Below are 13,233 nucleotides of genomic sequence, written 5' to 3'. Positions count from 1 at the left end.
AAACAGCGCTGCAGCGCACACCAGGTCTTACTTACCGGAGGAAGGTATTTGGCCCCGGACAGCGCTGCCAACCCCTAGCGAGCCCCTACCACTGCCCCTAGCAGCAGGGCCGCAGGCTGGGACGAAGCGCCCCTCGGACGGGCACCGGCCGGTGCCCGTCGACCGGCGGCCGGGCGGGTGCGACACCGCCCGGGCCGACTTCGCCGTTCTCGTCGACACCACGCGCCCGCCGGCCTTTCCACTGTGGCACATTGAACCATTCCGCGTAACGATGCATGACGTCGTGCAGTGAGCCATTCGCACAATTTTATGAGCACGAAGCGCGCTGTGCTCAGAACGTGGAACTCTGCTACGAAGTGTTCCTCTCACAGACCACTGTCCGGCCCGGCCGGTGCAGGGTCATTGCGTTGTCGCGGGTGCGGTCCCCGGTCGGCCGGGGACCGTGGCCCGGGCGGAGCTGAGGGCGCGGCGGCTCGATGCCGTGGTACGCCGCCTATGGAGCTGAGTCGTCCACGTCATCACCGCCGGTCGGGCCACCGCCGTCGCGTTACCCACCACCCCGCCGGGCCGTTCGCCTGCGGTCGCCGATCACGACGGGCGTGGGTGATGTCGTATTCGACTCAGCTCCAAAGGAGCCGGTAGGCATACCTGCGATGGAGCGACGCCCACGCCAGGAACCCCCCGGACTCCCTGATCAAGCGCTCCCGCCCGACTTCGCAATCACCCTGCCGGCCGGTGGAGGAGGAGGGGCCGGGCAATCATCACACTCTCCATACTCAGCGCGTCGCACCGAAAGGCTCATCACCGCCGGGGCCACCCAGTTCGCGTCGGATGAAGTCGAAGATCTCGGCGTCCGTCGCGTCGTCGAGGGTCTGCGTGACGGGCTTCTCCTCGACCGGCGGCCGGTCGTCGCCCCACCGGGCTACGAACGCCTGGAGCTGGACCAGCAGCTTCTGCCGGGTCAGCCGGTCCGGCGTGTCGGCCGCGAAGACGGCGTCGAGGCGCTCCAGCTCGGCCAGCAGCGGCGCGGCCGTCGCGGTGCCGTCGTCGACGAGCTGGTCGCGCAGGTGCCGGGCCAGCGCCATCGGCGTCGGGTAGTCGAACACCACGCTGGGGGGCAGTTGCACCCCGCTGGCGGCGCGGAGCCGGTTGCGCAGCTCCACTGCCGTCATCGAGTCGAACCCGACCTCCCGGAACGCGCGGTCGGGTTCCAGCCCCCCGCCGTCGGCGTGGCCCAGCACGCTCGACGCCTGCGCGCACACCAGGTCGACGAGGATCACCTCGTGCTCCCCCGCGCCGAGCGGGCGCAGCCGCTCCCGCAGCGCCGCCACCGCCTCGTCGTCCGCCGGCTGGCGGACGTCGTCGGCGGGCAACGCCTCGCGCGCCTCGGGGATCTCGGTCAGCAGCGGGCACGGGCGCATGGCGGCGAACGTCGGCACGAACCGTTCCCAGCGCACGTCCGCCACCACGACGGTCGCCTCGTCGCGGACCGCCCGGGCGAGGGCCTCGACGGCCAGCTCCGGGGGCAGGCCCGGCAGCCCACGCCGACGAAGCTGCTCCAGCTCGGGCGACGCCGGGTCGTCCTGCCACGGCCCCCACGCCACGTCGGTGGCCGGCAGCCCGGCATGCCGGCGGTTCGCGGCGAGGGCGTGCAGCAGCGCGTCGCCGGCCGCCTGGCCAGCCCGGCCGCCCGAGCCCCACACCCCCGAGGTGGAGGTGCACAGGACGAAGGCGTCGACCGGCCGGTGGGCCAGCTCGTCGGCGTACCGGGGAACGTCGCCCACGGTCACGACGAGGTCCGCGGCCAGGGCCGCGACGGTGAGCTCGGCCAGCGGCACCGACCCGGTCTCCGCCGGGACGTGCACCAGCCCGGTGACCGGCCGGCTCTCGGCGGCGAGCTGCTCCATCAGGTCGGTGAGCTTGCCGGCCGCCGGCTCCTCCAGCGGCAGCACCTCGGCGCCCTGCCGGGCGAGCCACGCGCCGGCGTGCCGGGCCAGTTCGCCCGCCCCGCCGGTGAGCACGACGGTCCCGTGCGGGGTGTAGCCCCGACCGGTGTCCGCCGGCCGGGTGGTGTCCCGCACGAGGCGCCGGGTGTGCACCTCGGTGCCCCGGACCGCGAGCTGGTCCTCCCCCTCGACGTTGGTGAGCGCGGTGACCAGCGCCGCGTACGCCGCCTCGTCCGGGCTGCCGGGCAGGTCCACGACGCCCCCGAGGTGCCTCGGGTGTTCCAGCGCCGCGACCAGTCCGAGACCCCAGGTGGTGGCCTGCGTGGGCCGCGCGACCGGCTCGTCGTCGACGGCGACGGCGCCGGTGGTGGCCAGCCACAGCGGCACGGCCGGGCCGGGCCGCAGGGTGTGCGCCTGCACCAGCAGCAGGTTCGCCGCGAGGCCGGTCGGCAGGGCGGTCTGCTCGGGGTGCGGGGCGTCGTCCAGCGCCAGCAGGGACAGCAGCCCCGTCGGCCCGTGCTCCGCGCCGAGCCGGTCGAGGTCGGCGGCCAGGGCGTCGCGGGTGACCGTGGCCGGGTCGACCGGCAGCACGTGCACGGTCGCCCCGGCGGCGGTGAGCGCGGCGACGATCCCGCCCGGGTCCTGCTGCCGTGGGGTCACCACCAGCCAGGTGCCCGGGTTGCCGACGGTCATCGGCCGCCGCCGCCAGGTGACCCGGTACCGCCACCCGTCGAGGGTGCCGTCCCGGTGCTGGCGTCGCCGCCACGAGTCGAGTTCCGGCAGCACCTGGCGCAGCGGCTGGTCCGGGTCGATGCCGAGCCGGCCGAGGTCGCCGTCGGTGACCGCCCGCCAGAACTCGTCGTCCACCGGGTCGGCGGCCGGGGCCGGGGCCACGGTCAGCGTCGGCCAGTAGCGCTGCGGCTGGAACGCGTACGTGGGCAGGTCGGGCAGGTCGCGGGGGGTCGGGCGGGGCCCGGCCAGCGGGTCGAGCACCGCCGACCAGTCCACGTCCCGCCCGCCGGCGTGCAGCGCGGCGAGGGCGGCGAGCAGCGCGGCCGGCTCGTCCGCGCCGGCCCGCAGCGCCGCCACGGCCGTCCCGTCGGAGTCGGTGGGCAGCAGGCCGGCGGTGAGCGCGGTCAACACGCCCTGCGGCCCGAGTTCCAGGAACGTGTCCGCCCCGGCGGCGCGCAGGGCGCTGACCCCGTCGGCGAACCGGACCGCCTCCCGCACGTGCCGCACCCAGTACTCGGGCGTGCGCAGCTCGTCGCCCTCGGCCAGCGCGCCGGTCAGGTTCGACACCACCGGCAGGATCGGTGCGGCGAACGTCAGCCCGGCCAGCACGGCACGGAACTCGGCGAGCATCGGCTCCATCAGCGGACTGTGGAACGCGTGACTCACCGTCAGCCGGCGGGTGCGAACGCCCCGGTCCCGCCACGCCCGCTCGATCTCGTCGAGGGCGTCGACCGCCCCGGAGACGACGACCGAGGTGGGGCCGTTGACGGCCGCGACACCGACCCGGTCGGTGAACCCGTCCAGCGTCGGCAGCACCTCCGCCTCCGACGCGTTGACCGCCAGCATCCCGCCGCCGTCCGGCAGCGCCTGCATCAACCGGCCCCGCGCCGCCACCATGGCACACGCGTCGGCCAGGGACAGCACCCCGGCCACGTGGGCGGCGGCGATCTCGCCGATCGAGTGGCCGGCCACCTGGCCGGGGACCACGCCGAACGACTCGACCAGCCGGAACAGCGCCACCTCGACGGCGAACAGCCCGGCCTGGGTGAACACCGTCTGGTCCAACAGGCCCGCCTCGGCGGTGCCCTCCTCGGCGAACAGCACCGGCTTCAGCGGCTGCGGCAGCAGCGCGTCCAGGTGCCCGCACACCTCGTCCAGCGCCGCCGCGAACACCCCGAACGCGGCGTACAGGTCCCGGCCCATGCCGGCGCGCTGCGCGCCCTGGCCGGAGAAGAGGACGGCGAGGCCGCCGGAGCGGCGCCGGGCCGTGGTGAGCGCGGGATGCGGCTCGCCGGCGGCCAGCGCCCGCAGCGCCGCCGACCGGGTCGGCCCGTCGGCCGCGACGACGACCGCGCGGTGGCCGAGGTGGGCCCGTCCCACCGCGAGGCCCCAGGCGATCCGGGCGGGGTCGCCCGCACCGGCCGCCACCAGGTCGGCCAGCCGGCCGGCCTGGCCGCGCAGCCCGGCCAGGTCCGCCCCGGAGAGCAGCCACGGCACGGACGTCGGGTCGGCCGAACGGCCAGCCTGGTCGCGCAGCCCGGCGGGGTCCGCCGACCGGTCGGCGGCCGGTGCCGGGTCGACCGGGTGCCCGTCCGCCGCAGCGGGGTCGGCTTCCCGGCCCGGGCCGGCGGCCGGCCGGGGCGCGGGCGCCTCCTCCAGGATGACGTGGGCGTTGGTGCCGCTGATCCCGAACGAGGAGACGCCGGCCCGGCGGGGCCGGTCCGTCCCGGTCCACGGCCGGGCCTCGGTGAGCAGCGCCAGCGCGCCCGACGACCAGTCCACGTGCGGGGTCGGCGCGTCGACGTGCAGCGTCGCCGGCAGCAGCTCGTGCTGGAGGGCGAGCACCATCTTGATCAGGCTGGCGGCGCCCGCCGCCGCCTGGGTGTGCCCGATGTTCGACTTGACCGAGCCCAGCCACAGCGGCCGGTCCGCCGGCCGCTGGTGCCCGTACGTGGCCAGCAGCGCCTGCGCCTCGATCGGGTCACCCAAAGTGGTGCCCGTGCCGTGCGCCTCCACCGCGTCGACGTCGCCGGGCGTCAGGCCGGCGACGTCCAGCGCGTGCCGGATCACCCGCTGCTGCGCCGGCCCGTTCGGGGCGGTCAGGCCGTTGCTGGCGCCGTCCTGGTTGACCGCGCTGCCGCGCACCACGGCGAGGATCCGGTTGCCGTCGCGCTGCGCATCGGAGAGCCGTTGCAGCAGCAGGACGCCGACGCCCTCGCCCCAGCCGGTGCCGTCCGCGCCGGCGGCGAACGCCTTGACCCGGCCGTCCTCGGCGAGGCCGCGCTGCCGGGAGAACTCCAGGAACGCCCCCGGCGTCGACATTACCGTCACGCCGCCGGCCAGGGCCAGGTCGCACTCGCCGGAGCGCAGCGCCTGGGCGGCCAGGTGCAGGGCAACCAGCGCCGACGAGCAGGCCGTGTCGACGGTGACCGCCGGCCCGTGCAGGCCGAACGAGTACGCCAGCCGGCCGGAGACCACCGAGGCGCCGTTGCCGGTGGCCTGGTAGCCCTCCACCTGGGACCGGGCGCCGAGCAGCAGGGTGGCGTAGTCCTGGCCGTTGGTGCCCATGAACACGCCGGTGGCGGTGCCGCGTACCCGCTGCGGGTCGATGCCGGCGGACTCGAACACCTCCCAGGTGGTGTGCAGCAGCAGCCGCTGCTGTGGGTCCATGGCCAGGGCCTCGCGCGGGTTGATGCCGAAGAACGCGGCGTCGAACCCGGCCACGTCGGCCAGGAAGCCGCCGCTGCAGGTGTAGCTGGTGCCGACCCGCTCGGGGTCGCTGTCGAACAGGGAGTCCAGGTCCCAGCCCCGGTCGGTGGGCATCGGCGTCACCGCGTCCGTCCCGTCGGCCAGCAGCCGCCACAGTTCCTGCGGGGAGGACACCCCGCCGGGGAAGCGGCAGGCCATCGACACGACCGCGATCGGCTCGTCGGCCGCCGGCCGGACCACGGTGCCGCCGGCCGCCGGGCCGTCGGCCGCGCCGGCCACCAGTCCGGTACGCAGGAAGCGGGCCAGTTCCAGCGCCGACGGGTGGTCGAAGACCACGGTCGACGGCAGGGTCAGCCCGGTGACCCGGCCGAGCCGGTCCCGTAGCTGCACAGCCGCGAGGGAGTCGAAGCCCAACTCCCGGAAGGCGCGGCCGGCCGGCACCTGGTCGGTGGAGCCGTGGCCGAGGACCGCCGCCGCCTCCGCCCGGACGAGGTCGACCAGCAGCGTCTCCTGGCCGTTCGCCGGCAGCCCGGCGAGCCGGGACCGCAGCGCGGTGGTAACGCCGGTGTCCTCGGGCTGCGGGTCCGGTTGGGCGGGGCCGGCCGGGGCGACCCGGTCGAAGAGGCCGCTCGGCCGGGCCGCGGTGAACGCGGCGACGAACCGGGACCAGTCCACGTCCGCGATCACCGGCGCCGCCTCCGGGGCGTTGACCCAGCGGCCCAGCGCCGCCACGGCGGCCTCGGGCGCGAGCGGGACGAAACCGCGTCGGCGCAGGCCGTCGGCGGTCTCCCCGGCCGCCATGCCGTCGGACGCCCACGGCCCGTAGGCGAGGGCGGTGGCGGGCAGCCCGGCGGCCCGGCGGGCGGCGACCAGCGTGTCGAGCAGGGCGTTGCCGGCGGCGTACCCGGCCTGCCCGCCGCCGCCCCAGACCCCGGCGACGGAGGAGAACACGACGAACGCGTCGAGGTCCCGGCCCCAGCAGGCGGTGTCCAGGTGCACGGCCCCGAGCACCTTGCCGGCCAGGGTCGCCGACAGCTCGCCGTCGGTCAGCCCGTACGCCGGGGTGGTGCCGCCGGACGCGCCGGCGGTGTGCACGACGGCGGTGAGTTCCGGCAGGCCGCCGACCAGCGCGGTGACAGCCTCGGCGTCGGCGACGTCGCAGGCGACCACCCGCACGGTGCCCAGGTCGGCGAGGTCGGCGACGAGCGCGGCGGCGCCGGGGGCGGCGGGGCCGCGCCGGGAGGCGAGCACCACCTCGGCGGCGCCGTTGGCCAGCAGCCACCGGGCGGTGTGCCGGCCCAGCGCGCCGGTGCCGCCGGTGACCAGCACCGTGCCCGACGGCTGCCAACCCGGCCCGGTGGGCGGGGCGGCGGGCACGAGGCGGCGGGCGAAGACGCCGTTGCGGCGTACCGCCACCTGGTCCAGGGTGCCGTCGGCGAGCACCGCGACGAGCGCGGCGCGGGTGCTGCGGTCGGCTCGGGCGGGCAGGTCCACCAGCCCGCCCCAGCGGTCGGGCTGCTCCAGGGCGACGGCCCGGCCGAGGCCCCAGGCGAGCCCCGCCCAGACGTCGCCGACCCGCTCCGCCGCCGAGACCGGCAGGGCGGCCCGGCTGAGCGCCCACACCCGGCCCGGCAGGCCCGTGTCGGTCAGCGCCTGGGTGAGGGTGAGCAGCGCCGCGGTTCCGGCGGGGACCCCGGGCGCGTGCGGCAGCGGCCGGTCCTGCCGGGGCAGGACGCACAGCACCCCCGCCCAGCCCTCGGCGCCGATCCGGCGCAGCCGCTCGGCCAGTTCGGTCCGGGTCTGGGTCGGTGGCACGGTCAGGGTGTCGACGTGGGCGCCGGCCTCGGTCAGCGTCTGCGCCACGCCCGCGTCGGCGCCGCCGCCGACGGTGACGACCAGCCACCGCCCGGACAGTCCGGTCGCCGGCGCCGGCCGGACCGGCTCCCAGCCGATCCGGTACGACCACCCGTCCAGCGCCGTGTCCCGGGTGCGCGCCCGGCGCCACTCGGAGAGCACCGGCAGGGCCGGGGTGAGGGCGTCCACGGCGGCGTCGTCGCCGAGCTGGGTGGCGAGGGCGGTGAGGTCGCCCCGTTCGACGGCGGCCCAGAAGTCGGCGTCGCCGCCGTCGGGGACGGTGTGCTGCCGGGCCGGGGCCTCGGGCCAGTACCGCTGGTGCTGGAACGCGTACGTGGGCAGGTCGACGCGCTGCGCGCCGGCGTCGGCGAACCACTGGGTCCAGGTCACCGGGACGCCGTGCACGTGCAGCTCGGCCAGGGCGGCGAGCAGGGCATGGGCCTCGGGCCGGTCCCGGCGCTGGACGGCGACGGCCAACACACCGTCGTCGGCCGGCAGGACGTCGGCGGCCATCGCGGTCAGCACACTCTGCGGCCCGACCTCCAGGAACGTGTCCACCCCGACCGCCCGCAGGGCGGTGATCCCGTCGGCGAACCGGACGGCCTCCCGCACATGCCGCACCCAGTAGTCGGCCGTGCGGATCTCGTCGCCGTCGGCCAACGTCCCGGTCAGGTTCGACACCACCGGCAGGAGCGGGGCCGAGAACGTCAGCTCGGCCAGCACAGTACGGAACTCGTCGAGCATCGGCTCCATCAACGGACTGTGGAACGCATGACTCACCGTCAACCGGCGAGTCCGCACGCCCCGGCCCTGCCAGAGTTGCTCGACCTCGTCGAGGGCGTCGACCGCACCGGAGACCACCACGGACGACGGCCCGTTCACCGCCGCGACACCGACCCGGTCGGCCAGTCCGGCGATCGACTCGACCACCGCCGCCTCGTCCGCGGCCACGGCGAGCATTCCGCCGCCGGTCGGCAGCGCCTGCATCAGGCGACCACGGGCGGCAACAAGAGCGCACGCCTCCGCCAGGGACAACACCCCGGCCACGTACGCGGCCGTGATCTCCCCGATCGAGTGCCCGCCCACGAAGTCCGGCACGATCCCGAACGACTCCACGAGGCGGAACAGGGCCACCTCGACGGCGAACAGCCCCGCCTGGGTGAACACGGTCTGGTCGAGCAGGCCCGCCGCCTCGGACCCCGGTGCGGCGTTCAGCACCTCCCGGAGGGGGCGCGGCAGCCGACCGTCCAGTTCGGCGCACACCTCGTCCAGCGCGGCGGCGAACACGGGGAACGCCTCCGACAGCTCCCGGCCCATGCCGGCGCGCTGCGCGCCCTGGCCGGAGAACAGCAGCGCGAGCCGGCCCCGCCCGGTGGCGGCACCCGTGACGACCGCGCCGGAGGGCTCGCCCCGGTCGAGGGCCCGAAGCGCGGACAGCAGGTCGTCCCGGTCGTTCGTCAGAAGGACGGCCCGCTGTTCCAGAGCGGGTCGGGTGGTGATCGACGACCAGGCCACGTCCACCGGACGCACAGCCTCATCGGCGGACAACCAGCGCACCCACCGGCCCGCCTGCCCCGCCAACGCACCATCCGTACGCGCCGACAACACCACCGGCACCACCGGCGGCACCACCCGACCAACAACCTCACCCACAACCACCGGGGCCGGCGGCTGCTCGATGACCACATGCGCGTTGGTACCGGAAATGCCGAACGACGACACCGCCGCCCGACGCGGCCGGTTCACCACCGGCCACGCCATCGCCTCCGTAGCCAGCGCCACCGACCCGGCCGACCAGTCGATGTGCGGCGACGGCTCATCCACGTGCAGGGTCGCCGGCACCACACCATGCCGCATCGCCATGATCATCTTGATCACACCCGCCACCCCGGCCGCAGCCTGGGTATGCCCGATGTTCGACTTCACCGACCCCAGCCACAACGGCCGGTCCGCCGGCCGGTCCTGACCGTAGGTCGCCAGCAACGCCTGCGCCTCGATCGGGTCACCGAGGGTGGTGCCGGTGCCGTGCGCCTCCACCACGTCGACCTGCTGCGAGCTGAGCCGGGCGTTGGCCAGGGCCTGCCGGATCACCCGCTGCTGCGACGGACCATTCGGCGCCGTCAAACCGTTCGACGCACCATCCTGATTGACGGCAGTGCCCCGCACCACCGCCAGAATTTTCCGCCCCTCCCGCTGCGCATCCGACAACCGCTGCACCAGCAACACACCGACGCCCTCGGACCAGCCGGTCCCGTCGGCGGAGGCCGCGAACGACTTGCACCGACCATCCTGCGACAGACCACGCTGCCGGGAGAACTCGATGAACGTCCCCGGCGTCGCCATCACCGTCACACCACCGGCAAGGGCCAGATCACACTCACCAGAACGCAACGCCTGCGCCGCCAGATGCAACGCGACCAGCGACGACGAGCAGGCCGTGTCCACGGTGACCGCCGGACCCTCCAGGCCGAACGTGTACGCCACCCGACCCGACAGCACACTGCCCGACGTGCCGGTGCCGACGTAACCCTCCACCTCGCCGGGCACGTCCATCAGCCGGGACGCGTAGTCGTGGTACATCACGCCCGCGAACACACCGGTCCGGCTGCCCCGCACCCGCTGTGGGTCAACGCCGGCGGACTCGAACGTCTCCCAGGACGCCTCCAGCAGCAGCCGCTGCTGCGGGTCCATCGCCAGGGCCTCACGGGGCGAGATCCCGAAGAAGGCCGGGTCGAACTCCCCCGCGCCGTACAGGAAGCCGCCGTGCCGGGTGTACGACGTACCGCTGTTGGTCGGGTCCGGGTCGAACAGCGACTCCAGGTCCCAGCCCCGGTCGGCCGGGAACTCCCCGATCCCGTCCCCGCCTCCGGCCAGCAGCTCCCACAGTTGGTCGGGGCTTTCGACCCCGCCCGGGTACCGGCAGGCCATGCCCACGATCGCGATCGGCTCGTCGAGTCCGGCGACCGTGCTGGCGGTCGGCTGCGCCGTCGACTGGCGTACGCCGGCCAGCTCGGACCACAGGTGGTCGGCGAGCACGGCCGGGGTCGGGTAGTCGAACACCAGCGTCGAGGCCAACCGCAACCCCGTCGCCGCGTTCAACCGGTTACGCAGGTCCACCGCCGTCAACGAGTCGAAACCCAACTCCCGGAACGCCCGCTCCGCCGGCACCGACTCCGCCCCACCATGACCGAGCACCTGCGCGACGAGGCCCCGGACGAGCAGGGCGACCTGGGCCCGGCCCTCGTCCTCGGTGAGCCCGGCGAGCCGTCCGGCCCAACCGTCGCCGCCCTGTCCCGCCTGGCGGCGCGTGGTGGTCGTGCCGACCAGCGCGCGCAGCATCGGCGGCACCACACCGCCGGCGACCGCCGACCGCAGCGCCGGCACGTCCACCACTACCGGCACCAACACCGGCCGGCCCACCGCCAGCGCAGCATCGAACAACTCAAGACCGGTCTCCGCGCTCATCGGCGGCAGACCCGACCGCGCCGAACGCGCCCGATCCACATCACCAACCGACGCCGCCATCCCGGCCGTGTCCCACATCCCCCATGCCAGCGACACCGCTGGCAGACCGGCCCGCCGCCGATAGACCGCAAGGGCATCCAGGAACGCATTGCCCGCCGCGTACGCCGCCTGACCGGGCGAACCCAACACCCCGGCAATGGACGAGAACAACACGAACAGATCCAAGTCCAGGCCCGCCGTCGCCTCGTGCAGCCACCAGCCCGCCGACACCTTGGGGGCCAGCACACCCGCCAGCCGCTCGGCCGACAGCCCTTCGACGACCCCGTCGTCGAGCACACCCGCCGTGTGCACCACACCCGCCAGCCGACCCGCCGAAACAACATCGGCGACCAGCCCGAACACCTGCTCCCGGTCCGTCACGTCACACGCCACCACCCGAGCGGCGGCACCCAAACCGGCCAACCGATCCACCAGCTCGACCGCGCCCACAGCGTCAGGACCCCGCCGCGACACCAGCACCAACGACCGCACCCCGTGCGCCCGGACGAGGTGCTCCGCGACGAGGGCACCCAACGCGCCCGTACCACCGGTCACCAGCACCGCGCCCTCACCCACCACGAGCGAGGAACCCGACGCCGACGCCCGCACCAGCCGCGGCACGAACACCCGACCAGCCCGGACGGCCACCTGACCGCCCGCAGCGGCGGCACCGGCGAGCGTGGTGAGCAGCGCGGGTTCCACGTCACCGTCGACATCCGCGAGGACGATCCGGCCCGGGTGCTCCGACTGCGCCGACCGCAGCAGACCCCACACCGCCGCACCCGCCAGGTCGGTCACCTCGTCACCGTCCCGGGCCACCACCGCGCCCCGGGTCACCACCACCAGCCTCGAACCCGCCAGAGCATCCGCGGCCAGCCAGGACCGCACGACCGACAACACGTCGGACGTCACCGACCGGACCGACTCCGGCACCCCCACGCCGGCCGGGCCGAGGACGGTACGGCTCGGCAGCACCAGTGCCGCCGGCGTCGCCGCGCCCGTCTCGACCGCCGCCAGGACCGCCGCCACGTCCGGGTACGCCACCAGCCCACTCCGGGCCGCCAGCTCATCGGCGAGCCCACCGTCACCGGTGAGCAGCGCCCAGTCGGCGACCTGTCCTGCCGGGGCGTTCTCCTCGGCCTGCCACGCGACCTCGAACAGCGACCGGGCGGCCGGGTTCGGGGCGGTCAGGCCGGTCATCTCCCGCAACACGAGCGAGTCCACCGACACCACAGCGGCACCCGACTCGTCCACCGCAACCAGCCGCACCCCAGAGCCCTCGCGGCTCAACCGAACCCGCAACACCCGCGCCCCCGAGGCATGCACCTGCACACCCTCGAACGCGAACGGCACCCGAGGACCACCCGACTCCGCACCGGAAAGCAGCAGCCCGACCGGGTGCAGGGCCGCGTCCAGCAACGCCGGGTGGACGCCGAACCGCGCAGCGTCGCCGGCCGCGTCGTCCGGCAGGGCCACCTCTGCGTACGCCGCACCGTCGGCCGTCCAGGCACGTCGCAGGCCCTGGAACACCGGCCCGTACGCCAGGCCGTGCCCAGCCAACAGGCCGTACCAGTCGGTCAGGTCCACCTCGGACGCGCCGGCCGGCGGCCAGGCCCCGATGCCCGGCTCGTTCGGGAGGGCTGCTTCGAGCACACCGTCCGCGTGCCGGGTCCAGCCCGCCTCGGCGTCGTCGTCGCGGCGCGAGTAGACGGTCACGGTCCGCTCCGGGGAGCCGGCGGGCCCGTCGACCCGTACCTGGATTCGCACGCTTCCGGCGTCGGGGACCACCAGCGGGGCGGCCACGGTCAGCTCCCGCAGCCGGGAGAGGCCCACCTCGTCGCCGGCGCGTACCGCCAGTTCGACGAGGGCGGCGCCGGGGACGAGCGTCACGCCGGAGACCGCGTGGTCGGCGAGCCACGGATGGGTGTCCAGCGACAGCCGGCCGGTCAGCACCATCTCGTCGTCGCCGGCCAGGTCCACCGCCGCACCCAGCATCGGGTGCTCGGCGTCTCCCAGGCCGGCCCGGGAGACGTCGCCGGCCCTCGGGCGGCCGGCCGCCGGCCAGTACCGCTCCCGCTGGAACGCGTACGTGGGCAGGTCGACGCGCCGCGCGCCGGTGTCGGCGAACCACTGGGTCCAGGTCACCGGGACGCCGTGCACGTGCAGCTCGGCCAGGGCGGCGAGCAGGGCGTGGCCCTCGGGCCGGTCCCGGCGCTGGACGGCGACGGCCAACACACCGTCGTCGGCCGGCAGGATGTCGCCGGCCATCGCGGTCAGCACACTCTGCGGCCCGACCTCCAGGAACGTGTCCACCCCGACCGCCCGCAGGGCGGTGACCCCGTCGGCGAACCGGACCGCCTCCCGCACATGCCGCACCCAGTACTCGGCCGTGCGCAGCTCGTCGCCGTCAGCCAACGCCCCGGTCAGGTTCGACACCACCGGCAGCAACGGCGCGGCAAACGTCAACCCCGCCAGCACGGCACGGAAC

1 protein-coding gene (running past one end of the window) is annotated in these 13,233 nt (G+C 75.3%); it reads right to left on the bottom strand.

Going from position 1 to position 13,233, the window contains the following annotated elements; all coding sequences use genetic code 11:
- Positions 1 to 776: 776 nt before the first annotated feature.
- On the bottom strand, positions 777 to 13,233 hold the 3' end of the coding sequence (locus C5N14_RS27345) for a type I polyketide synthase (RefSeq protein WP_117672149.1). It continues 17,474 nt past the right edge of the window; only the last 12,457 of its 29,931 coding nucleotides appear in the window; the start codon falls outside the window, past its right edge — the gene reads right to left on this strand; the stop codon is at positions 777 to 779.

It is taken from the genome of Micromonospora sp. MW-13 (assembly GCF_003434305.1).
GTDB lineage: Bacteria > Actinomycetota > Actinomycetes > Mycobacteriales > Micromonosporaceae > Micromonospora.
This window is presented reverse-complemented; position numbering and strand designations above follow the sequence as displayed.